Origin of the sequence: Micromonospora sp. PLK6-60 (assembly GCF_019890675.1) — a bacterium.
Classification (GTDB): Bacteria; Actinomycetota; Actinomycetes; order Mycobacteriales; family Micromonosporaceae; genus Micromonospora.
The window spans coordinates 42,849-63,290 of the sequence record NZ_JAIOAA010000004.1; the positions used below are offsets into that span (position 1 = coordinate 42,849).

A 20,442-nucleotide genomic window follows, 5' to 3' on the forward strand; every position below is an offset into this window, starting at 1 on the left:
ACAGTGCTCAGCGTGGCACCGGCGGGGCAACCCTTTCGGTTCCGGCCGAACAGCGGCAATCTGCTCGTATGCTTCGTCTCCGTCTCGGACCGGCGGACCTGTGCCGGATACGGTTCGCCGAGCGGCTGCACCCCGTCGGCATCACCCTGCTGGCCCGCCAGGCCCTCCGCGATCCGGCCGCCGCCCGTACGCTGCCGGCGCTGGCCCGGACGGACGCGGCGGCGACGGCGGCACCGGTGCGGGCGGCCGCCGCCGCGCTGGCCCAACTGCTGCCCGCCCGGGGACCGCTGCCGGACTTCCTCACCCCGCTGGCCGGGATCGAGTCGGTGCCGGCCGGCCTGGCGGCGATCCGGTCCACTCCGGCCCGGCGGATCCGGGCCGAGCTCACCGCCGCGTACGCCGACGGGCCGGCGACCCCGCTGCGCCGCCGGTTCGTCGCCGCCGACCCGGAGGTGCTGGACCTGTTCGGCCGGGCGGTACGCACCTGGTTCGACGCCGTGCTCGCCCCGCACTGGGCCGAGCTGTCCGCCACCCACCGCCACCACGTCACCGCCGCGGCGGACCGGCTGACCGGCGGGGGACTGGCGGCGCTCCTCGACGGGCTGCATCCGGACATCCGGTGGCGACCGCCGGTGCTGGAGGTCCGGACCTGGTGGAGCGGGGAGGTGTCGCCCGGCGGGGAGGGCCTGCTCCTGCTGCCCTCACCGCTGGCCGGTCCCCGGCCCCGGGTGCTCGCCGGGCCGGGCGCCCCGGTGCTGGTGGTCTATCCCGCCGCGCTGGGGTCCACCGGCGCCCGGCCGGCCACCGACCCGCTCGCCCCGCTGCTCGGGGCCACCCGGGCGGCGGTGCTGCGCCGGCTCGGGGAGGCCGGTGGGCACACCACCACCGGGCTGGCCGATGCGGTCGGCGTGGGCCTGTCCACCGTCTCGGAACACGCGGGCGCGCTGCGGGCCGCGGGGTTGATCACCACCGTCCGCGCCGGAGCGGCGGTCCGGCACCGGCTGACCCCGCTGGGCGTGCAGCTGCTCGGCGGTCCCCCCGGCGCCCTGGACGTCTGACGGCCGGGTGTGGCTGCCGTAGGGTTGCGGGCGTGACGACGCGCGTGGCCGCCATCGACTGCGGCACCAACTCGATCCGACTGCTCGTCGCCGACCTGCCCGACCCCGGGGCGGGGCCGGAGGCGCCGCTGCGCGACCTGAGCCGCCGAATGGAGATCGTCCGGCTGGGCCAGGGGGTCGACCGGACCGGCCGGCTCTCCGACGAGGCGATCGAGCGGACCCGGGTGGCGCTGGCCGACTACGCCGACGAGATCGACAAGCTCGGCGCCGAGCGGGTCCGGATGTGCGCCACCTCGGCCTCCCGGGACGCGGCCAACGCCGGCGACTTCCGGGCGATGGTCGAGCTCACCCTGGGCGTGGCGCCCGAGGTGGTCACCGGCGACGAGGAGGCCCGGCTGTCGTTCACCGGCGCGGTGCGCGGCCTGCCCGCCGACGCCCAGCCGCCGTACCTGGTGGTCGACATCGGTGGCGGCTCGACCGAGTTCGTGGTCGGCACCCGGGAGGGCGGGGTCGACGCGGCGATCTCGATGGACATCGGTTGCGTCCGGATGACCGAGCGGCACCTGCACGGCGACCCGCCCACGCCGGACGAGGTCGCCGCCGCCCGGGCTGACATCGAGGTCGCGGTCGACCGGGCGCTGGCGGTCGTGCCGGGCCGGACGGCGGCCACCCTGGTCGGGCTGGCCGGGTCGGTCACCACCGTGGTCGCCATCGCGCAGGGCCTGACCGAGTACGACCCGGCCTGCATCCACCACGCCCGGGTGTCCCGGGAGCGGGTCGCCGAGGTGACCGCCGACCTGCTGGCGCAGACCCGCGAGCAGCGGCTGGCCATCCCGGTGATGCACCCGGGCCGGGCGGACGTGATCGGGGCGGGCGCGCTGGTGCTCCAGGTGATCATGGAGCGGGCCGGGATGCCCTCGGTGGTGGCCTCCGAGCACGACATCCTCGACGGCATCGCCTGGAGCCTGCGGTAACCCGTTAACGGGACGGCCGGTCGGCTGGCTGGTGGGGGGTCAGCTGTCGGCCAACTCCGGCCGGTGCTTCTTGATCCACGTTTCCACGTCCGACTTCCGCCAGACCTTTCCCATGGCGAGCACGGCGATCGGCTCCGGAAAGTTGCGCTGATTGGCGATGACGGAAGCGCGCTGGCGTGACACGTTGCCGAGCATCGCTCGGATCTCCGACACGCCCACCAGCTCCACGGGTTGACAATGGCAGCGGCGATGTTCATCTACTCCGACAACTGCGATGTTCGTTGACAGCGTCAATAGGGCGCGGCATCATGAGCGAATGCCCTGGCCACAGCCTTCTTCGGGTCCGGTCCGCCCGCGTCGTGCCACCCGGCCGCATCTGCCTATGCGGCCTTGTTGGCTGTGTCGGGTGTGCGCTGCCGCATGGCCATGCCAGCCGGCGCGGCTGCTGCTGCTGATGGAATACCGACGCGACCGGGTGGGGCTGTCGATCTACATGGCCAGTTGCCTCCATGACGCCACCGCTGATCTGCTGAAGCTCAACGACAACCCCGGACCGTCCCCGGCGGACCTGTTCGCCCGCTTCCTGGCCTGGACGGCCAAGCGACCAGAGCCACCCCCACCCCCGATCTGACCCGCCGGGCCGGGCACGAGGTCGCAACTTCATGGAAGTTGCTGCCTCGATGGGCTGGCGAGGGGGCAACTTCCCCGAAGTTGCCCCCTCGCCCCGGCCCTCGCGAGCGCAGCGCACGACCAGGCTGGCTGGGAAGAAGCTGAGAAAGCTGAGAAATGGCTGAACGGGGGAGGCCGGTGGGGCAGTGGGCGGGGCTGTCGATCACTACGGTGTCGTCTGCTCGTACCCCTCTGGGAAGGAAACACCGTGTCAGACCAGGTCGCCCCGCCGCCCGCGCCGTACCCCGGCCAGCCCGAGCCGGCGGTCCCGGGCCCCCCTCCGGCGGAGCCCAAGAAGTCCGCCGGCCGCAAGGTGCTCAGCATCCTCGGCGTCATCCTCGCCGTCATCGCCTTCGGTGCGATCAAGTTCGGCATCAAGTCCTTCGCGAACCGTGACCAGACCGCCGACGCGAAGGTCGGCGACTGCCTGGCCGAGCTGCCCGAGATGGTCGGCGACAAGCAGGAGGACGCCGACGACGCCAAGGTCGTCGAGTGCACCTCCACCGACGCGGCGTACAACGTGGTCGGTCGGGTCGAGAACCAGACCGAGGCGCAGGCCGCCTCGGGTGAGGGCTGCGAGAAGTACGTCAAGGAGGGGGCGGACTACTACGTCTTCTCCAACATCAAGCAGGGCGGCACGGGCTACGTCCTCTGCCTGACCAAGCGCGCCTGACCAAGCGCGCCTGACCAAGCGCGCCTGACCAAGCGCGCCTGACCAGGCGCGACGCTCGCCGGCGGCGGCACGGTGCCCACCGTGCCGCCGTCGGCGTTTTGCGCCGCCGGTATCGCGTTCTTGACGGTACTCCGTAATGCACACTACTCTCGACGGCGTGGACACCACCCAACTCCTGAAGGGCGTGCTCGACCTCGCCGTGCTCGCCGTGCTCCGGGATTCCGACGGCTACGGCTATGACATCCTGCGCCGGCTGCGCGAGGCCGGGCTGGAGGAGGTGGGGGACGCCTCCGTCTACGGCACGCTGCGCCGCCTCTTCGCCGCCGGCTTCCTCACCACGTACGTGGTGCCGAGCGAGGCCGGCCCGCACCGCAAGTACTACGCGCTCAACGCCGCAGGCCGGGACCAGCTCACCCGCTCCGGCAAGACCTGGCGGTCCTTCGCCACCACCATGGACACGCTGCTCGACGATCGGGGGATGGCGGCATGACCGTCACTGAGCAGGAGATCACGGACTACGTCGAGCGGGTCCGGGCCGCGCTGGCCGACCTGCCACCCACCGTCCGCGACGAGTTGACCGAGGACCTGCCGGAGCACCTGACCGAGGTGGCCGCCGAGGCGGACGGCACGCTCGTCGAGCGGCTCGGCGAGCCCGCGGCGTACGCGGCGGAGCTGCGGGTCGCGGCCGGTGCCGCCGCCCCGGCCCGCGACCGGCGGGGGGAGCGGATCGACGCCGCCGTGCGCCGGCTGCGCGCCCGGGTGGACCGGCTCGACACCCGGCTCGGCCCGCTGCTCGGATACGACTCGGCCGGCGAGTTCCTCCGGCTGCTCCGCCCGGCCTGGTGGGTGCTGCGCGGCTACCTGGCGGTGGCGCTGCTGGGCGCGATCCTCGGCGGTGGCCTTGCGCTCCTGCCCCGCCCGTTCAACAGCGCGATCCTCGGCCTGCTGCTGCTCGCCGTCGCCATCCCGCTGTCGGTCTCGCTGGGCCGCCGGGCGCATGAGCTGCGGCGCCGGCCGCGTCAGCTGATGCACCTCGGCGCGGTGGTGCTGGCCTGCTTCGGCCTGGTGCTGGTCGGCCAGTTCGGCGGGCTCGCCCGGTCGAACTACCCGGTCGAGTACTACCCGGTGGACAACCCGTACGACTCGGCGCGGGACGTCTTCGTCTACGACGGCGAGGGGCGGCTGGTCCGCAACGCGCGGCTCTTCGACCAGAACGGCACGCCGATCCGGATCGGCTACCCCGACTGCATCGACATGCCGGAGGACCAGGAGGCGGCCGTGCGCAACGGATACCCGTACTGTCCGGAGCAGGCGCCGTTCGGCCCGCGCCCGGTCCCGCCCGCGGCACCGCCGGCCGTCGGGCCCACGGCCACCGCCGACCCGAGCGGCACGCCCGCGCCCACCGGCGCCGCCGACCCGAGCGGCACGCCGGAGCCGACCGGGACCGCCGCCCCGACCGGCACGCCGCCGCCGACCGGGCCGACCGCCGAGCCGACCCGCTGAACTCCGACCGACGGGTGCCCGCCGCGCCGGCGGGCACCCGTCCGTGTGTGCGGACCAGGATCCGCGTGCGGAACAAGGATCTCGCCGAAGGCGAACAGGAGGTGAATGCCACTGTTCTTCCGTCTTCCCCGGTGCGGCGACGGCGTGGCAGGCTACCGGCACGTAGGACCACTGGGCGACCAGCCAACGATGACTGACCGCTAGGAGGACGGGCTCATGGGCGAGATGGTGAGCTTCACCAGCAACGGAGGGACGAGCGAGGGGTATCTCGCGATACCCTCCGGCGGTGCGGCCAGCCCGGCGGTCATCGTCATCCAGGACTGGTGGGGCCTGGTGCCGCACATCCGGGCCGTGGTGGACCGGTTCGCCGAGGCCGGGTTCGTCGCCCTCGCGCCGGACTTCCGGCACGGCCAGCCCGCCGCCAAGCCGGACGAGCCGCGGCGGATGCTGAACGCCGGCCAGATGGACGAGGCGGCCCGGGACATCGCCGCCGCCGCCGACTACCTCGCCGGCCGCCCCGAGGTGACCGGCAAGATCGGCTGCGCCGGGTTCTGCGCCGGCGCCAGCCTGGCGCTCTGGTCCGGCACGGTCACCGAACGGATCGTCGCCACCGCCGGCTTCTATCCCCGGCTGCCCTGGGAGGGCATGCGCGCCGACTGGGCCGACTACGCCGGCAAGGCCGCGCTCATCCACTGCGCCGAAGCCGACGGGACCTCCGCCGACGCGGGCGTGCAGGGCGTCCGGTCCGCGATCGAGTCGGCCGGCGGCACCTGCGCGCTGCACGACTACCCGGGCACCGCGCACGCGTTCTTCAACGAGGACCGGCCGGAGAAGTTCGACCAGCGGGCCGCGGCCACCGCCTGGGCCCGCACCCTTGAGCACTTCCGGGCGAAGCTTGGCTGAGTCCCGTACCCCCGTCGAGGTGGTCGCCCGCGCCGCGCGGGCGACCGACCTGGCCGACCTCGACGCCGCGGTGAGCGACTGCTTCGCCTGCCCGCGGCTGGTCTCCTGGCGGGAGGAGGTGGCGCGGACCCGGCGGGCCGCCTTCCGCGACCAGCGGTACTGGGGCCGCCCGGTGCCCGGCTTCGGCCCGCCCGACGCCCGGATCGGCATCCTCGGTCTGGCCCCGGCCGCGCACGGCGGCAACCGCACCGGCCGCATCTTCACCGGCGACCGCTCCGGCGACGTGCTCTTCGCGGCGCTGCACCGGGCCGGCCTGGCGAACCAACCGACAAGTGTGGCCGCCGACGACGGGCTCACCCTGCGGGACACCAGGATCTTCGCCGCGGTGCGCTGCGCGCCACCGGACAACAAGCCCACCCCGGCCGAGCGGGACACCTGCGCACCCTGGCTGCACCGGGAGGTGACGCTGATCCGGCCCACCCTGCGCGTCGTGGTCGCGCTGGGCGCGTTCGCCTGGGCCGCGTGGTGGCCGGTGCTGCGCCAGGTGTACGGCCAGCGCCCGCCCAGCCCGCGACCCGCCTTCGGGCATGGGGCACACTGGTCCGGCACGGCCGCACCGGAGCTGCTCGGTTGCTACCACGTCAGCCAGCAGAACACCTTCACAGGGCGGTTGACACCAGGGATGCTTGACGATGTGTTCACCCGGGCGAAGCAGTTGGCCGGGGTGCACTGAACTGCGGGGGCGGTGGCGATGGCGGACGAGACGCAGACGCCCCCGCCGGACCGTCGGCGGCGCTCCGTGCGGGGCCTGGTCCGCCGGTGGTGGCCGATCGCCCTGGTGGCCGGGCTGCTCGCGCTGGCCGCCGCCGCCTCGGCGCACTCCGATCCCAGGCTGAGCCGGGTCCCACCCGCCGCCGACACCATCCCATACGTGCCGGACTATCCGACCGGCGAGCCGCCGTCGCCCCTTCCCGTGGACCTGCGCGAGGCCGGGGAGGCGACCCAGGCGCACGTGCCACAGTGGATCAGCACCGTGGCGCTCGCGCTGCTCGGCGCGGCCATCCTGCTCGCCGTCGGATACGTCGGCTGGGCGGTGCTGCGCGGAGTGATCCGGCGGACCACCCGGGCGGTGCCGGCGGGCCGGGCCCGGCGCACCGCGCAGGGCACCGCGCAGGAGGTCGTCGCCGCGTTGGACGCCGGCCTGGAGGAGCTGGACGACCGGACCACCGACCCGCGTACGGCGGTGATCGCCTGCTGGGTGCGGCTGGAGGAGGCGGCGACCGAGGCCGGCGTGCCGAGGCTGACCGGGGACACCCCGACCGACCTGGTGACCCGGTTGCTGCGCGGCGACCCGGACGCCGGGGTGCCGGCGATCGCCAGCGCCGACGTGCTGGCCGAGTTCGCGCACGTCTATCGGGAGGCCCGGTACGCCACCCACGCGGTGGACGAGCGCACCCGCGACCAGGCCCGGGCGGCGCTGCGCCGGCTGCGCGGCGAGCTGACCGTCGCCGCCGGGGAGCCGGGGCCGTGAGCGGCCGCACCGGCAGCGCCGGGAGGCCCACGTGAGCACCAGCATCGAGGACCTGCTCAGCTTCGAGGAGGAGCCGCCACCGGGCGCCGCCGAGCCGGGCGGCGGGTGGGCGCGCGCGGTGCTGCGTACCCTGGCGGCCACCGTGGCGATCGTGGTGGTGGTGGTGGCCGGCCTGCGCCTGGTCGGGCTCCAGATCTCGCTGCTGGCCGTGGTGGTCGCGGCGCTCGCCCTGCTGGCCGTCCGCCGGGTGACCCGGGCGCTGGCGCCGTCCCCGCCGCCGCCCGGCGGCACCCGGGCCATCGGCGGTGAGGAGGACGGCCACTACAACTTCGGCGCCCGCGACGCCCTGCGCACCGCGATCCGCCGCTGGGAGGTGCCGCTGGACTGGTCGGCCACCCGCCCCGAGCGCTTCGCCAACACGGTCCTGCCGCGCCTCGCCGAGCTGGCCGACGAGCGGCTGCGCCAGCGGCACGGCGTGACCCGGGAGGCCGACCCGGACCGCGCCCGCGCCCTGCTGGGCGACCGGCTCTGGACGTTTCTCGACCGCCCGCCCCGACGCCCCCCGTCGCCGCGCGACCTCGCGGCGATCGTCGCCGAACTGGAGAAGATCTGATGAACGACGTGAACCGCGCCATCTCCCCGGCGGAGGTGGGCCACCTGGCCCGGGCGGTGCTCGACGCGGTCGGCTCGGTGGTCGTCGGCAAGCGGGAGACGCTGGAACTCGTCCTCTCCGGCATCCTGGCCGGCGGCCACGTGCTGCTGGAGGACCTGCCCGGGCTGGGCAAGACGCTCACCGCCCGCTGCTTCGCCCAGGCGCTGGGCCTGGACTTCCGCCGCCTCCAATTCACCCCGGACCTGCTGCCGGCCGACGTCACCGGCTCCTTCCTGTACGACCAGAGCAGCGGCGACTTCTCGTTCCGGGCCGGCCCCGTCTTCACCAACCTGCTGCTGGCCGACGAGATCAACCGGACTCCGCCGAAGACCCAGTCCGCGCTGCTGGAGGCGATGCAGGAGAAGCAGGTCTCGGTGGAGGGCGTCACCTACCGGCTGGACGAGCCGTTCCACGTGCTGGCCACCGCCAACCCCGTCGAGTACGAGGGCACCTACCCGCTGCCGGAGGCGCAGCTCGACCGCTTCCTGCTCCGGGTCTCCTTCGGCTACCCGGAGCCGGACGAGGAGTGGGACGTGCTCCGCCGCCGGATGTCCCGCCGCCGGGAGGAGGCCGAGATCAAGGCGGTGGTCGACGCCCCGACCCTGCGGGCGATGCAGGCGGCGCTGGAGGACGTGGTGGTGGAGGACTCGGTCGGCCGCTACATCGTCGCGCTGACCGGCGCCACCCGGGAGCACCCGTCGGTGCTGGTCGGCGCCTCGCCCCGCGGTTCGCTGGCGCTGCTGCTGCTGGCCCGTGCCCGGGCGGTGCTGGCCGGGCGGGACTACGTGGTGCCGGAGGACGTCAAGGAGGTGGCCGTGCCCGCGCTGGCCCACCGGGTCACGCTGCGGCCGGAGATGTGGCTGCGCCGGGTCGACCCGTCCTTCGTGGTCGCCGAGGTGCTGGCGCAGACCCCCGCCCCGGCCAGCGGCGCGCTGCCCAGCTACGCGGCCGGCCGGCCCGGGCACTGATGACCGCGCCGACCGCTCCCGAGCAGGAGTACGAGGTCGAACCGGAACCGGCGGCGGGCTGGTCGCCGAGCCGGGCGCTAGGCCGCGCCGTGCTGTTCACCGGTGTGCTGCTGATCGCCGCGGTGCTGCTCGGCCGGGTCGACCTGGTGGTGCTGGCCACCCCGATCGCGCTCGGCACGGCATACTCGCTGCGCCGCCGGCCGACCGCCGCGCCGCAGCTCTGGCTCGGCGGCGACGACGCGCCCCTGGTCGAGGGCGGTGAGCTGGCCGGCGCGGTGAGCGTGGGCAACCCGGACACCGTCGGGTACGACGTCGCGGTGGTGCGGACCCGGCTCTCCCCGTGGCTGCACGTCACCCGGGCGAGCTTCGGCGGCATCGGGCTGGAGCTGGGCCGCGCCGGCGGCGCGGACCGGCCCTTCGTCACCACCGTGGCCACCGGCGAGGCGGTCGACCTGGAGCTGGCCGGGACCGCCCGGCGCTGGGGCCGGCACCCGATCGGCCCGGCCGGCACCCGGGTGGCCGCGGCGGACGGGCTGCTGGTCTCCCGGGTGGTGGTCGCCGAGCCGGCCCTGGTCCGGGTGTACCCGAAGACCGAGCCGTTCCAGGCCGTCGACGCGATGCCCCGGGCCGCCGGGCTGGTCGGCGCGCACCACTCGCGGCGGCCCGGTGAGGGCGGCGAGCTGGCCGGGGTGCGGGTCTTCGGCCCGGGTGACCGGCTGCGCCGCATCGACTGGCGGGTCTCGCTGCGGGCCCGGCAGTTGCACGTCGCGGCGACCCTGTCCGACCGGGACGCCGAGGTGGTGGTCCTGCTGGACGTGCTGGCCGAGGCGGGCCGCTCGGGCGGGGTCGGCGGGGCCGCCTCGGTGCTGGACACCACGGTCCGGGCAGCCGCCGCGATCGGCGAGCACTACCTGCACCGGGGCGACCGGGTGGCGGTGCTGGAATACGGCCCCGCGGCCCGCCGGCTGCGTCCGGCCACCGGCCGCCGGCAATACCTCACGCTGCTGGAGTGGCTGCTGGACGTCCGCGCCGAGTCCACCCCGCACGAGCCGTACGACCAGGTCTTCGGGCCGCAGCTGCTGTCGGCGGACGCGCTGGTGGTGGTGCTCACCCCGTTGCTCGACGAGCGGTCGGCGCAGATGCTGGCCCGGCTGGCCCGGGGCGGCCGGTTCGTGGTGGCGGTGGACACCCTGCCGGCCGACCTCACCCCGCCCGGGCGGGACGGCTGGGCCGAGGTGGCGTTCCGGCTGTGGCGGCTGGACCGGGACACCATGATCGGCCAGTTGCGGGAGCACGGCGTCCCGGTGGTGCGCTGGGCCGGCGCGGGCAGCCTGGACCAGGTGCTGCGGGACGTGGCCCGGCTGGCCACCGCACCCCGGGTGGGCGGCCGATGAGAGGCGGGGCGCGATGATCGACGCGGTGACCCAGCGGGTCCGGGCGGTACGCGCCGGCATCAACCGGATCAGCCCGTTTCCGCTGCTCGTCCGGTTCGGGGTGTTCCTCGCCGCGCTGGGGAGTTTCCTGCTGGCCTTCCCCGGCGAGGCGCTGGTGGGGCGGGCGCTGCTCGGGCTGGTGGTGGCGGCGCTGCTGCCAGCGTTCGGGCCCCGCCGGGTCTGGCCGACCTTCGCCATGCTGGTCGCGGTGGCCGGTTGGCTGCTCGCCACGGCCGGTTTCGGCCAGCGGGTCGAGCTGTGGCGGCTGCTCGGCCTCGCCGCCGCCCTCTACCTGGTGCACACCCTCTGCGCGTTGGCCGCGCTGCTGCCCTACGACGCGGTCATCGACCCGACGGTGCTGGTGCGCTGGCTCACCCGGGCCGGTGCGGTGGTGCTCGCCGGGGCGGTGCTCGGGGTGCTGCTGACCCAGGCGGGCGGTGTCGGCCCGAGTGGCGGTTTCCTCACCGCGACGGTGGCCGGGCTGCTGGTCGCGGCCGGCGCGACCGCCCTGCTGGGTTGGCTGCTGCGCCGCAGGTAGGGCCGGTTATGCGGTGGGTAGTGCAGGTCACAGGGGTTGTGCTCCGTCACAGAAGGGGGTCCGCAGCGGTATTACCGGAGCCGCCCGGGGAAAGATAGATGGCGTGAATCCGAAGCGGATCCTTGTCGTGGGTGCCGGGCACGTCGGCCTGTACGCCGCTCTGCGCCTGTCCAAGAAGCTGAGCTCCCGTGAGGCCGAGGTCATCGTCGTCGACCCGCAGCCGCACATGACCTACCAGCCGTTCCTCCCGGAGGCGGCGGCGGGCAACATCTCGCCCCGGCACTCTGTGGTGCCGCTGCGGCGGGAGTTGAAGAAGTGCACGGTGGTGGCGGGCGCGGTGACCCGGATCGACCACGACCGCAAGACCGCGGTGGTCCAGCCGATCAGCGGCCCGACCCGGGAGATCGCCTACGACCACGTCGTGGTGGCGCCCGGCTCGGTGTCCCGCACCCTGCCGATCCCCGGCCTGCACGAGCACGGCATCGGGTTCAAGACCATCGGCGAGGCGATCTACCTGCGCAACCACGTGCTGGACCGGCTCGACGTGGCGGCCGCCACGACCGACCCGGAGGTGCGCCGGCGCGCGCTGACCTTCGTCTTCGTCGGCGGTGGCTACGCCGGCATCGAGGCGCTCGCCGAGATGGAGGACATGGCCCGGGACGCGCTGCGCTACTACCCGGAGCTGAAGACCGACGAGATGCGCTGGGTGCTGGTCGAGGCGACCCAGCGGGTGCTGCCCGAGGTCGACCGGGACATGGGCGCGTACACGGTCCAGCAGCTGCTCAAGCGCAATATGGACATCCGGCTGGACACCCGGCTGGAGTCCTGCCTCGACGGGGTGGTCACGCTCTCCGACGGCGACAGCTTCCCCGCCGACACCATCGTCTGGACCGCCGGCGTGAAGCCGTCGCCGCTGCTGGACGCCACCGACTTCCCGCGCGACGAGCGGCGCCGGGTCACCTGCGTCCCGACGCTCCAGGTGGTCGACGGTGACCGGGTGATCGAGGGCGCGTGGAGCGCCGGTGACTGCGCCGCGGTGCCGGACCTGACCAAGGAGCCGGGCAACTTCTGCTCGCCCAGCGCCCAGCACGCGGTCCGCCAGGCCGCCCGGATGGCCGACAACATCGTCAACGTGATCCGCGGGCGCGAGCCGGTCGACTACAAGCACAAGCACGCCGGCAGCGTGGCGAGCCTCGGCCTGCACAAGGGCGTGGCCCAGGTGTACGGGGTGAAGATGACCGGCTGGCCGGCCTGGTTCATGCACCGGACGTACCACATGTCGCGGATCCCGTCGTTCAACCGGAAGGTGCGCGTGGTGGTCGACTGGTCGCTTGCCTTCTTCCTCAAGCGCGAGGTGGTCGCGCTCGGCCAGCTGCACGACCCGCGCGAGGAGTTCGCGGTGGCCTCGCAGCCGGCCGGCGCCCCGCGCTGAGCCGGCGCCCCGGCGCTGAGCCGGTGGCGAAGTCGTAGCAGGGCCCCTTCCCCGACCAGGGGGAGGGGCCCTGCCGCGTCCGGGTCAGACCCGCCAGATCCAGGCGTCGGCGATCCGCGTGCCGGGGCCGTAGAGCTGTTGCAACGCGACGAGCAGCCGGTCGGCGTGCGGCGCGTCGTCGGTGAGCGCCACGCAGGAGGCGTTCCAGAAGTCGGCGTCGCGGGCCGCCCGCGCCCGCTGCTCCGGGCCGATCTCCGGCAGCTCGCCGCGCTTGGCGACGTCGGCCAGCAGCGCCGAGGTCGGCTGCTTGTAGGTGCCCATCGCCGCGGTGCCGTCCCGCCCGTACGGGCCGATGAAGAAGCCCTCGGGCAGGGCGAAGCCGGCGTCGGCGGCGGCCGCCCAGCGCATCGGCCACGGCTCCTTCGGCGTCGGCAGCGGCACCGGGACCAGCACCCCGCCGGGCGGTACGCACTGGCGCCAGTGCCCGGCGGTGATGAACTCCGGCAGCGGCGGCCGGTCGGCGGTCGGCAGCGGGGCCGGCACCACCGGCAGCAGCGCCACGGCGACCGCCGCCGGGACGATCCACCGCTGCGGGCCGGGGCGCGTGGCGGCGCGGTGCACGGCGAGCGCCAGCAGGGTGCCGATCAGCGGCAGCACCGCCAGCGCGAAGCGCATCGGCAGCGCGCCGTCCACCACCGGCAGACCGAGCAGCAGGGTGTACGGGCCGGGCAGGTGGCTGCGCTCGCCGGCCAGCACCACGTCCGGGCCGAGCGACAACGCCCCCATCACCAGCGCGGCGACGAAGCAGGCCACCACCAGGGGCCGCCGCCCCAGCCAGAGGGCGCAGCCGGTGGCGACCAGCAGCAGCGCCGGCCCGAGGAAGGCGTTGTATTCGGCCGGTCCGGTGGTCAGCCCGGCGGCGGCGTCGTCGCCGCCCAGCGACAGCGGGGAGACGGTCCACCAACTGCTCAGGTCTGCGGAGAAGTAGTGCGGGCTGAACATCCCGTCGGCGACGCCCTGCGGGCCGGCGAACTGGAACCACAGCGGGTACGCCAGGACCAGCCCGGAGAGGCCGGCGGCCAGCAGCAGCCCGGCGGCGAAGCCGGGCAGGGCGCGGCGGGCCAGGTCCCGGTCGACAAGCGCGTACGCGATGGCCATCACCAGCAGGGTGAGCGCGGCCAGGAAGAGGACCTCCTCGCCGATGAAGACCTGGAGGGTGACCACCGCGGCCAGCCCGAGCGCCGAGGTGACCACCCGGCGCCCGTCCAGCCCGGCGCGGTCCGGCCGGCCCTGGGGGTCGGCGGCGCGGAGCAGCCGGACCACCAGCCAGACGATCACCGGGACCAGCCACTGCGCGGTCATGTGCAGGTGGCTGTTGGTCTGCGCGACCATTCCCGGGCCGAAGCCGCAGACCCCGGCGCCGACCGCCGCCGCGGCCCGGCCGACCCGCAGGGTACGGCGGAACAGCAGGTACCAGGCCAGCGCGGTGCCGGCCAGGTTCAGCCCGGCGAGCAGGGCGAAGGTGACCGGGGCGCCGGCCAGCAGGGTGACCGGGGCGAAGAGCACGCCCAGCGCGATGACCGTGGTGTTGGCCATCAGGTTGACCCCGTCCGGGGCGTTGAGCAGGCGGGAGAGCAGGCCGAAGTCGCCGAACAGGACGCGCGCGTCGACGGCCAGGAACCACTCGTAGAGGGTCTGGTCCTCGGGGTTGAGGGCCAGCACCCGGCCGTTGGGGTTCGGCCAGAGCCCGTGCGTCAGCCAGGCGGCGAAGAGGAGGAAGCCCAGCCCCACCAGCGCGTCGGCGCGGTGCCGGCGGGCGGCGGCCCGCCAGCGGACCGACCGGCTCGGGGCGGGCCCGGCGGCGGCCTGCTCGGCCTCCGCCTCCGGGGCGGCGTCGGGTGTCGGAGGGGCTGTGCTGGTCACGGACTCGACCCTAGTGTGGGGGTGGCGGCGGGATACGCCGGGTCGCGAGGCAGGACTACGGTGGGACTGCACCGCCGCGTGGAGCGTGGCCGGTGTCACCCGCCCGGGTGGTGGAACGGCAGACACGGCCGCCTTAAAAGCGGCTGCCGCAAGGCGTGCGGGTTCGACCCCCGCCCCGGGCACCTAGACTCTCAGCTTTCCCACAGCTTCGGGCGACACGCACGTATCCCGTGCCGTTTACCCTGGAGCGTGCACGTTCACGTGCGACGACCCCCTGAGGGAGGCCTGAGAAGTGAAGACCACGAACCCGGTGCTCGCCCGGCTCGGCCAGGCGGCCGAGCGGGAGCGGGCGGCCGGGTACGCCCAGCCCGGGCCGTACGGACAGCCCGGATATCCGGCGGCACCTGGTTACCCCCAGCAGCAGACGCCGTACCAGCAGCAGTACCCGGCCGGGACCGGTTACCCCGCGGCCCCGCCCACCGTGACCCCGATGACCCTGGACGACGTGGTCGTCAAGACGGTCACGTTGCTCGCCATCCTCGGCGCCTCCGCGGCGGCGGCCTGGGTGCTGGTGCCCGACGCCATGGTGGGTGTCGCCTGGATCGGCGCCGCCGTGGTCGGCCTGGCGCTCGGCCTGATCATCTCGTTCTCGCGGATGGCCAACCCGGCGCTGGTGGTCGCGTACGCGGTCATCGAGGGCGTCTTCGTCGGCATGGTGAGCAAGGCGTTCAACTCGCTCTACGACGGCATCGTGCTCCAGGCCGTCGCGGCGACGTTCGGCGTCTTCTTCCTGATGGCGATGATCTACAAGGCGCGGATCATCCGGGCCACGCCGAAGTTCACCAAGATCCTGGTCTCGGTCATGGTCGGTCTCTTCGCCGCCATGCTGATCAACTTCGTGCTGGCGCTGTTCGGCGTCAACACCGGCCTGCGTGACGGCAGCCCGCTCGCGATCATCTTCAGCCTGGTCTGCATCGTGGTCGCGTCGCTGAGCTTCGTGCTCAACTTCGCCGAGATCGAGGAGGGCGTGCGGATGGGTCTGCCGCAGCGCTACTCCTGGACCGCCGCCTTCGGCATCCTGGTCGGGCTGGTCTGGCTCTACATCGAGATCCTGCGCCTGCTCAGCTACTTCCAGGGCGACGACTGACACACCGACGACGACGGCGCCCGGCCCCGCTCGCGGGGGCGGGCGCCGTCGTCGTCGGTGTAAGGAGGGTGCCCCTGTTAACGCATTCTGCATAGCAGGGGCCCCCGCTTAACACCTCGCGTACCGCGACCGCCCCGGCGAACCGGGGTCGCCGAACGCCCGCCACCCGGGGCCCGCGCCGGGCAGAGTGACGGCGAGGGGGTACGTCGAGGGAGGTCGCGGTGCCCAGTGCCAATCCCGTGCTCAACCGGCTGGACCGGACGGTAGGAGCGGAACGCCGGGCGTCCCCGGTGGTCGTCGCGGACTCGATGACCGTCGAGGACGTGGTCACCCGTACCGTCGGCCTGCTGTTGCTCACCGGGGTCACCGCGGCGGTGGCCTGGGTGGTCGTGCCGCAGGCGGTGTGGATCTCCGCCGCGTTGGCCGGCAGCGCCCTCGCCGGGCTCGCCCTGGCCCTGGTCATCTCGCTGCGGGCCAGCACCAACCTCGCGCTCATCGCCGGGTACGCGGTGCTCCAGGGGCTGCTGCTGGGGGTGGCCAGCCGCGCCTTCGAGCTGGTCTATCCCGGCATCGTGGCGCAGGCGGTGGTGGGCACCTTCGGCGTGTTCCTCGGGATGGCCCTGCTCTACCGCGCCCGGCTGGTACGCGCTTCCCCGCGGCTGGCCCGGCTGGTCGTCGGCACGCTGATCGGGATCGTCGCGATCAGCGTGGTCAACCTGGTGACGTACCTGGCGACCGGCGGTCAGGGTGTCGAGGTCTACAGCCTCACCGGCCGGGTCGGCTGGCTGCCGTACGTCTTCTCGGTGGTGGCGATCATCGCCGGCGCGTTCAGCTTCGTGCTCGACTTCGACCTGGTGGAGCGGTCGGTCCGGGCCGGCGTGCCCCGCCGGTTCGCCTGGTTCTGCGCGTTCGGGCTGCTGGTCGGCCTGGTCTTCCTCTACTGGCAGCTCCTGCGCCTGCTCAGCTATCTCCGCCGCTGACGGTGCAAGGAGGGTGCCCCTGTTAACGCATTCTGCATAGCAGGGGGCCCCGCTTAACACGTAGCCCGGCGCGGCCCGCTTGACCCGCCGGCCCGCCGCGGCCCGCTTAGCCCGGCGGCCCGGTGCGCTCCGGTGCGGTCGCCGGCGGCGCGGCGGGCGGGGGCGGCCCCGCGCCGTAGACTCGGCGGCGATGAGCGCAGCGGAACTGGACCGGGCGGTGGGACTGCTGGTCCGTCAGGTCGGGCACTGGCAGCAGCCCCGGTGGGCGGCGACCGCCGCCGGTGGCAACGCGTCCCGGGCCGACCTGGTGCACAAGCTGGTGCAGGAGGTCGCCAACCTGGCGGCCGACGCCGCGGGCGAGCCGCGCCGGACGGTGCCCCGCCTCGACAACGACCTGGCCCTGCCCGACCAGCTCCGGGTGGTCGCCGCCGACCTGGCCGCCGCCGCCCCGGCGGACCCGGTCCTGGCCGAGGCCGCCGCCGCCGTCACGGCGACCCGCTCCGCGCTCTGAGCCGCACCGGGGCGTTCCCGGGTGGTCGCGACCGGCGTCGAGGCTGAACCTCACCGCGCTCCGGGCGTCCCCGGGTAGTCGCGACCGGCGTCGAGGCTGAACCTCACCGCGCTCCGGGCGTCCCCGGGTAGTCGCGACCGAGGCCAAGGCTCCCCGACGCCCCCGGCTCGACGACGCGAGCCGGGGGGAAGGGCGGCTCAGCTCAGCCGCTCGAGGACCATCGCCATGCCCTGGCCGCCGCCGACGCACATCGTCTCCAGGCCGATGGTCTTGTCGTGCCAGTCCAGCGCGTTGAGCAGGGTGCCGGTGATCCGGGCGCCGCTCATGCCGAACGGGTGGCCGACGGCGATCGCGCCGCCCATCACGTTCAGCTTCTCCTCCGGGATGCCGAGCTGTCGGTAGGAGGGGATGACCTGGGCGGCGAACGCCTCGTTGATCTCCACGAGGTCGACGTCGTCGATGGTCATGCCGGCCCGTCGCAGTGCCTGCCGGGACGCCTCCACCGGGCCGAGGCCCATGATCTCCGGCGAGAGCGCGGTGACGCCGGTGGAGACGATCCGGGCCAGCGGGGTGAGCCCGAGGTCCTTCGCCCGCTGGGCGCTCATCACCACCACGGCGGCCGCGCCGTCGTTGAGCGGGCAGCAGTTGCCGGCGGTGATCCGGCCGTCCGGGCGGAACACCGGCTTCAGCTGGGACACCGCCTCCAGCGTCACGCCCGGGCGAGGGCCGTCGTCGGTGCTGACCACCGTGCCGTCCGGCGTGGTGACCGGGGTGATCTCGCGGGCCCAGAACCCGTCCGCGATGGCCTTCTCGGCCAGGTTCTGGCTGCGTACGCCGAAGGCGTCCATGTCCTCGCGGGTGACGTCGTACACCTGGGCCAGGTTCTCCGCGGTCTGCCCCATGGTCAGGTAGATGTCGGGCAGTTCGCCCGCCTCGCGTGGATCGGTCCACACCTGCGCGCCGCCCTCGGCGCGCTGCTTCGAGCGGGCCCGGGCCTCGGCGAAGCGCGGGTTCTCCCAGCCGCCGCCGACCAGCGCCTGCGCCTCCGGCGGCAGGGTGTCGGAGTTGCCCCGGGTGTACCGGGAGACCATCTCGACGCCGGCGGAGACGAACACGTCGCCCTCGCCCGCCCGGATCGCGTGCAGGGCCATCCGGGTGGTCTGCAGCGACGAGGCGCAGTAGCGGGTGAGGGTCGCGCCGGGCAGGTTGTCGAGGCCCAGCAGGGTGGCGACCACCCGGGCCATGTTGAAGCCCTGCTCGCCGCCGGGCAGGCCGCAGCCCAGGTAGAAGTCGTCGATCTCGGCGGGGTCGAGCTGGGGGACCTTGTCCAGCGCGGCCCGGACGATGGTGGCGGCGAGGTCGTCCGGGCGGACCTCACGCAGGGACCCCTTGAAGGCCCGGCCGATGGGGGACCGGGCGGTGGCGACGATGACGGCGTCGCGGGACGACTCGATCGGCATGAACCAACGTTAACCCGCGGGTAACTTCCCGTGGAAGCGGTCGCCCCGGCGGGAAATGTCACCCCTGGCAGGCGCGGATCACTGCCGGGAGGAGACGTTGGCGGCGGCGGCCACCGCCGGCAGCAGCGCGTGCGCCCAGACCCGGTAGCCGTCGGCGGACGGGTGGTAGCCGTCGTGGCAGAGGGTGCCCGCGTCCGCCCGGAACACCGGGCCGGTGTCGGTGGCGAGGTCGACCACCGTGCCGCCGGCCTCCAGCGCCGCGACGGTCTGCGCGCGGGCGATCCGCCGCCCCGACCAGCCGACCACCTGCCGCAGCGGGGCGGCGATCGCGCGTACCGCGCCGAGGTCGGGGCAGGTGCCGACCACCACCTCGACCCGGGCCTCGCGCAGCCGGCGGACGGCGGCACCCAGGTAGGCGGCCACCTCGGCCGGCCGGCCCAGGGCGGTGGCGTCGTTCGCGCCGATCAGGATCACCGCGACGTCGGGGCGGTCGCCCAGCAACGCCCGGGCCACCTGGGTGGCCAGGTCGGTCGAGCGGGAGCCGGAGACCCCGACGCTGGACAGGTGGACCCGCCGCCCGGTCGGCCCCTCCGCCAGCAGGTGGGCCAGCTGGCCGCCGAGGGTGTCCTCGAAGCGGGCCACCCCGACGCCGAGCGCCGAGGAGTCGCCGAGCAGCACCAGGCGCAGCGGCACCGCGGCGGTCCGGCCGACCGTGGCGCGCAGCGCCAGGCCCAGCTCCGGCTCGGCGTACCGGCGGCTGCGGGCGGCGATGGCCTCGCCGGCGAGCACCGCCGCGCCGCCGATCGTGCCGGCCACCAGGGACAGCGCCGCCGCCCGGCCCCACCGCGCGACGATCTCACCACCACCGCTCATGCCAGTCCCTCCAGTGTGGGCGCGTCGGCGGCCGGCCCCGGTCGGGGCGCCGTGCCGACGCCGAAGAACGCCCGGCGGCGCAGCTGTGCCCAACGGCCGGCGGGGCCGCGGTCCCGGCCCCGGACCTGAGCGGCGCTGACCTCCGTGCCGGCGTGCCGGGCCGCCTCCTGGGCGGCGGCCGGCAGCGACCGTACGCCGGTGGCGCCGGTCGGCGCGGGCCGCCGCTCGGCGCCGATGCCGAGCGCGGAGATCACCGTCGGCAGCAGCGCGGCGACCGCCATCGCGTAGCCCTCCGCCGAGGGGTGGAACCGGTCCCAGGCGAACATCCGGGCCGGCTCCGCGTCGAACCGGGGGCCGAGCAGGTCGCCCAGCGACACCGTCCAGCCGCCCGCCTCGACCACGGCCACCGTCTGCGCGGCCGCGAGCTGCCGGCTCCACCGCCGGGCCAGCCAGCGCAGCGGCGGCTGGATCGGCCGGATCGCGCCCAGGTCGGGACAGGTGCCGACCACCACCTCACAGCCGGCGGCGCGCAGCGCGCGGACGCCGTCGACCAGGTAGCGGACCGCGAGGGCGGGCGGGGTGCGGTTGGTCACGTCGTTGCCGCCGATCAGGATCACCGCGATGTCGGGATCGACGTCCAGGGCGGACTCCACCTGCGGCTTCAACCCGGCGGAGAGGCTGCCGACCACGGCGAACCGGTGCACTCGGACCGGGCGGTGCAGCCGGCGGGACAGGCCGGTGGCGAGCAGCGCCCCGGGCGTCTCCCGGCGGCGGTGCACGCCGTATCCGGCGGCCGAGGAGTCGCCCAGGATGACCATGGTGACCGGCCGGCCGGGATACCGGGCGCCGTAGACGCCGTCGCAGCGCGGCGGGGGCGCCTCGGCCATCGGGATGGTGCGCCGGGCCTGCCGGGCCTGCCCGAGCAGCACGCCTCCGGTCGCGGCGGCGGCCGCCGCGGTGGCGCCCGTGCCGATCGCCGCCACCCGGGCGATCCGCCACACGCGCCGCCACTGCGGTGCGACCGGTGCGACCGGTACGACGGAGCCGACGTCCCCCATACCGCGACATTATCGCGGTCGGGCGACAGGCCGCTGTCGTCGTGACGGCCGGATCGTGGCTGGGAACAGCCGACTCTGGGTACTTCTTCCGACAGTACGGGCACCGGTGCGTACGGTGACCGGATCGTGACCCGGGACGCGCGGCCGGACTTGCGC

22 protein-coding genes and 1 tRNA gene are annotated in these 20,442 nt (G+C 74.6%); 18 read left to right on the forward strand and 5 right to left on the reverse strand.

Annotated features, from left to right (window positions below; translation table 11 throughout):
• The first annotated feature begins 68 nt into the window (after positions 1 to 68).
• Positions 69 to 1,058, forward strand: a complete 990-nt coding sequence (locus K7640_RS09660) for a helix-turn-helix transcriptional regulator (RefSeq protein ID WP_222954415.1) — start codon at positions 69 to 71, stop codon at positions 1,056 to 1,058.
• 44 nt (positions 1,059 to 1,102) lie between these two features.
• On the forward strand, positions 1,103 to 2,032 hold the full coding sequence (locus K7640_RS09665) for a Ppx/GppA phosphatase family protein (RefSeq protein WP_222954745.1): 930 nt from the start codon (positions 1,103 to 1,105) through the stop codon (positions 2,030 to 2,032).
• A gap of 39 nt (positions 2,033 to 2,071) precedes the next feature.
• Here K7640_RS09665 and K7640_RS09670 read toward each other — a convergent pair whose 3' ends face one another.
• Positions 2,072 to 2,260, reverse strand: coding sequence for a hypothetical protein (locus tag K7640_RS09670; protein WP_222954416.1), 189 nt, complete (start codon positions 2,258 to 2,260; stop codon positions 2,072 to 2,074).
• Between the two features lie 226 nt (positions 2,261 to 2,486).
• Here K7640_RS09670 and K7640_RS30965 point away from each other — a divergent pair, with 226 nt between their 5' ends.
• The 12 genes from K7640_RS30965 (at position 2,487) to K7640_RS09730 (ending at position 12,334) form a co-directional block, all read left to right on the forward strand.
• The gene (locus tag K7640_RS30965; protein WP_374198079.1) at positions 2,487 to 2,663 is read left to right on the forward strand and encodes a hypothetical protein; all 177 of its coding nucleotides are present in this window, start codon (positions 2,487 to 2,489) and stop codon (positions 2,661 to 2,663) included.
• Positions 2,664 to 2,909: 246 nt separating this feature from the next.
• Positions 2,910 to 3,374 (forward strand): hypothetical protein, encoded by a 465-nt coding sequence (locus tag K7640_RS09680; RefSeq protein ID WP_222954418.1) that lies wholly within the window; start codon positions 2,910 to 2,912, stop codon positions 3,372 to 3,374.
• A gap of 157 nt (positions 3,375 to 3,531) precedes the next feature.
• Positions 3,532 to 3,864, forward strand: coding sequence for a PadR family transcriptional regulator (locus K7640_RS09685; RefSeq protein ID WP_222954746.1), 333 nt, complete (start codon positions 3,532 to 3,534; stop codon positions 3,862 to 3,864).
• Positions 3,861 to 4,877, forward strand: coding sequence for a hypothetical protein (locus K7640_RS09690; protein ID WP_222954419.1), 1,017 nt, complete (start codon positions 3,861 to 3,863; stop codon positions 4,875 to 4,877). The genes K7640_RS09685 and K7640_RS09690 overlap by 4 nt, the downstream gene beginning before the upstream one ends.
• A gap of 216 nt (positions 4,878 to 5,093) precedes the next feature.
• A complete protein-coding gene (locus tag K7640_RS09695; RefSeq protein ID WP_222954420.1) occupies positions 5,094 to 5,780 on the forward strand; it encodes a dienelactone hydrolase family protein in 687 nt (228 codons plus the stop codon).
• On the forward strand, positions 5,773 to 6,513 hold the full coding sequence (locus K7640_RS09700) for a uracil-DNA glycosylase (protein WP_305072211.1): 741 nt from the start codon (positions 5,773 to 5,775) through the stop codon (positions 6,511 to 6,513). The genes K7640_RS09695 and K7640_RS09700 overlap by 8 nt, the downstream gene beginning before the upstream one ends.
• Positions 6,514 to 6,531: 18 nt before the next feature.
• A complete protein-coding gene (locus tag K7640_RS09705) occupies positions 6,532 to 7,311 on the forward strand; it encodes a DUF4129 domain-containing protein (RefSeq protein ID WP_222954421.1) in 780 nt (259 codons plus the stop codon).
• Between the two features lie 31 nt (positions 7,312 to 7,342).
• Positions 7,343 to 7,924, forward strand: coding sequence for a hypothetical protein (locus K7640_RS09710; protein WP_222954422.1), 582 nt, complete (start codon positions 7,343 to 7,345; stop codon positions 7,922 to 7,924).
• Positions 7,924 to 8,931 (forward strand): MoxR family ATPase, encoded by a 1,008-nt coding sequence (locus tag K7640_RS09715; RefSeq protein ID WP_222954423.1) that lies wholly within the window; start codon positions 7,924 to 7,926, stop codon positions 8,929 to 8,931. The genes K7640_RS09710 and K7640_RS09715 overlap by 1 nt, the downstream gene beginning before the upstream one ends.
• Entirely contained in the window at positions 8,931 to 10,325 is a 1,395-nt protein-coding gene (locus K7640_RS09720; RefSeq protein WP_222954424.1) for a DUF58 domain-containing protein, read from the forward strand. Before K7640_RS09715 ends, K7640_RS09720 begins: the two co-directional genes overlap by 1 nt.
• 16 nt (positions 10,326 to 10,341) lie before the next feature.
• Complete coding sequence (locus tag K7640_RS09725) at positions 10,342 to 10,902, forward strand: hypothetical protein (protein ID WP_374198081.1); 561 nt, start codon at positions 10,342 to 10,344, stop codon at positions 10,900 to 10,902.
• Positions 10,903 to 11,005: 103 nt separating this feature from the next.
• Positions 11,006 to 12,334 carry an NAD(P)/FAD-dependent oxidoreductase gene (locus K7640_RS09730; RefSeq protein ID WP_222954426.1) on the forward strand — a complete coding sequence of 443 codons (1,329 nt, stop codon included), beginning with the start codon at positions 11,006 to 11,008 and terminating at the stop codon, positions 12,332 to 12,334.
• An 84-nt stretch (positions 12,335 to 12,418) separates the two neighbouring features.
• Here K7640_RS09730 and K7640_RS09735 read toward each other — a convergent pair whose 3' ends face one another.
• On the reverse strand, positions 12,419 to 14,257 hold the full coding sequence (locus K7640_RS09735; RefSeq protein ID WP_222954427.1) for a hypothetical protein: 1,839 nt from the start codon (positions 14,255 to 14,257) through the stop codon (positions 12,419 to 12,421).
• A gap of 101 nt (positions 14,258 to 14,358) precedes the next feature.
• Between K7640_RS09735 and K7640_RS09740 the strand changes: the two genes are divergently transcribed.
• The 4 genes from K7640_RS09740 (at position 14,359) to K7640_RS09755 (ending at position 16,895) form a co-directional block, all read left to right on the forward strand.
• A tRNA-Leu gene (locus K7640_RS09740) sits at positions 14,359 to 14,439 on the forward strand.
• 110 nt (positions 14,440 to 14,549) lie between these two features.
• A complete protein-coding gene (locus K7640_RS09745) occupies positions 14,550 to 15,404 on the forward strand; it encodes a Bax inhibitor-1/YccA family protein (RefSeq protein WP_222954428.1) in 855 nt (284 codons plus the stop codon).
• 221 nt (positions 15,405 to 15,625) lie between these two features.
• Complete coding sequence (locus K7640_RS09750; RefSeq protein ID WP_222954429.1) at positions 15,626 to 16,384, forward strand: Bax inhibitor-1/YccA family protein; 759 nt, start codon at positions 15,626 to 15,628, stop codon at positions 16,382 to 16,384.
• A gap of 190 nt (positions 16,385 to 16,574) precedes the next feature.
• Positions 16,575 to 16,895: a hypothetical protein gene (locus tag K7640_RS09755; RefSeq protein ID WP_222954430.1), complete on the forward strand. Its 321-nt coding sequence runs from the start codon at positions 16,575 to 16,577 to the stop codon at positions 16,893 to 16,895.
• Between the two features lie 197 nt (positions 16,896 to 17,092).
• Here K7640_RS09755 and K7640_RS09760 read toward each other — a convergent pair whose 3' ends face one another.
• From K7640_RS09760 to K7640_RS09770, 3 genes are all read right to left on the reverse strand, one after another.
• Positions 17,093 to 18,355 carry an acetyl-CoA C-acetyltransferase gene (locus K7640_RS09760; RefSeq protein ID WP_222954431.1) on the reverse strand — a complete coding sequence of 421 codons (1,263 nt, stop codon included), beginning with the start codon at positions 18,353 to 18,355 and terminating at the stop codon, positions 17,093 to 17,095.
• A 78-nt stretch (positions 18,356 to 18,433) separates the two neighbouring features.
• Positions 18,434 to 19,228 (reverse strand): SGNH/GDSL hydrolase family protein, encoded by a 795-nt coding sequence (locus K7640_RS09765; protein WP_222954432.1) that lies wholly within the window; start codon positions 19,226 to 19,228, stop codon positions 18,434 to 18,436.
• Positions 19,225 to 20,286: an SGNH/GDSL hydrolase family protein gene (locus K7640_RS09770; RefSeq protein WP_222954433.1), complete on the reverse strand. Its 1,062-nt coding sequence runs from the start codon at positions 20,284 to 20,286 to the stop codon at positions 19,225 to 19,227. The genes K7640_RS09765 and K7640_RS09770 overlap by 4 nt, the downstream gene beginning before the upstream one ends.
• Positions 20,287 to 20,442 lie beyond the last annotated feature (156 nt).

What these genes read in the sequence shown, in the direction of transcription:
- K7640_RS09660 (WP_222954415.1), top strand. Translation starts at nt 69, where the DNA reads ATGCTTCGTCTCCGTCTCGGACCGGCGGACCTGTGCCGGATACGGTTC.
- K7640_RS30965 (WP_374198079.1), top strand. Translation starts at nt 2,487, where the DNA reads ATGGAATACCGACGCGACCGGGTGGGGCTGTCGATCTACATGGCCAGT.
- K7640_RS09690 (WP_222954419.1), top strand. Translation starts at nt 3,861, where the DNA reads ATGACCGTCACTGAGCAGGAGATCACGGACTACGTCGAGCGGGTCCGG.
- K7640_RS09695 (WP_222954420.1), top strand. Translation starts at nt 5,094, where the DNA reads ATGGGCGAGATGGTGAGCTTCACCAGCAACGGAGGGACGAGCGAGGGG.
- K7640_RS09705 (WP_222954421.1), top strand. Translation starts at nt 6,532, where the DNA reads ATGGCGGACGAGACGCAGACGCCCCCGCCGGACCGTCGGCGGCGCTCC.
- K7640_RS09715 (WP_222954423.1), top strand. Translation starts at nt 7,924, where the DNA reads ATGAACGACGTGAACCGCGCCATCTCCCCGGCGGAGGTGGGCCACCTG.
- K7640_RS09720 (WP_222954424.1), top strand. Translation starts at nt 8,931, where the DNA reads ATGACCGCGCCGACCGCTCCCGAGCAGGAGTACGAGGTCGAACCGGAA.
- K7640_RS09755 (WP_222954430.1), top strand. Translation starts at nt 16,575, where the DNA reads ATGAGCGCAGCGGAACTGGACCGGGCGGTGGGACTGCTGGTCCGTCAG.
- K7640_RS09760 (WP_222954431.1), bottom strand. Translation starts at nt 18,355, where the DNA reads ATGCCGATCGAGTCGTCCCGCGACGCCGTCATCGTCGCCACCGCCCGG.
- K7640_RS09765 (WP_222954432.1), bottom strand. Translation starts at nt 19,228, where the DNA reads ATGAGCGGTGGTGGTGAGATCGTCGCGCGGTGGGGCCGGGCGGCGGCG.
- K7640_RS09770 (WP_222954433.1), bottom strand. Translation starts at nt 20,286, where the DNA reads ATGGGGGACGTCGGCTCCGTCGTACCGGTCGCACCGGTCGCACCGCAG.